This is a genomic window from Streptomyces sp. UG1 (genome assembly GCF_049974585.1).
Lineage (GTDB): Bacteria > Actinomycetota > Actinomycetes > Streptomycetales > Streptomycetaceae > Streptomyces.
Genome location: NZ_JBNGGG010000170.1, coordinates 1 through 560, shown reverse-complemented (window position 1 = coordinate 560; position 560 = coordinate 1). Strand labels below are relative to the sequence as shown.

At 72.3% G+C, this 560-nt stretch carries 1 protein-coding gene; it reads left to right on the top strand.

Features of this window, described 5'->3' with window-relative positions; all coding sequences use genetic code 11:
• Positions 1 to 8 precede the first annotated feature (8 nt).
• Positions 9 to 560, top strand: a 552-nt coding sequence (locus tag ACP4J3_RS50870) for an AMP-binding protein (protein ID WP_426545123.1), incomplete at its 3' end; no start/stop codon positions are given.

Genomic DNA, 560 nt, shown 5'->3' with positions numbered 1-560 from the left:
TCGGGCGGATGGATCTGCTGTCCGCGCAGGAGCGGGCGGCTGTGCTGGCGGGGCCGGCTGCTGTGGTGTCGTCGCGGGTGACGTTGCCGGAGTTGTTCGAGGCGCGGGTGGCGGCGGCGCCGGGTGCGGCGGCGGTGGTGTGGGAGGGTTCCACGCTGTCGTACGGGGAGTTGAACGAGCGGGCGAACCGGCTGGCTCGTGTGCTGGTGGGGCGTGGTGTCGGTCCGGAGGACGTGGTGGCGGTGGCGCTGCCTCGCAGCGCGGACCTGGTCGTCGCGGTTTTGGCGGTGCTGAAGGCGGGTGCGGCCTACCTGCCTCTTGATCCGGCCTATCCGGCGGCTCGGGTGGCTCACATGGTCGGCGATGCCCGGCCCGTCCTTGTGCTGACGACGACCGGGCACCGTCCCCCGGCGGACACCGTCGCCGCGACGCCGGTGCTGCTGCTGGACGCGCTCGACGTGACGGATCAGCCCTCCGGCAATCCCGTCACCGCACTCGCGCCCGATCATCCCGCCTACGTCATCTACACCTCCGGCTCCACCGGCCGACCCAAAGGCGTC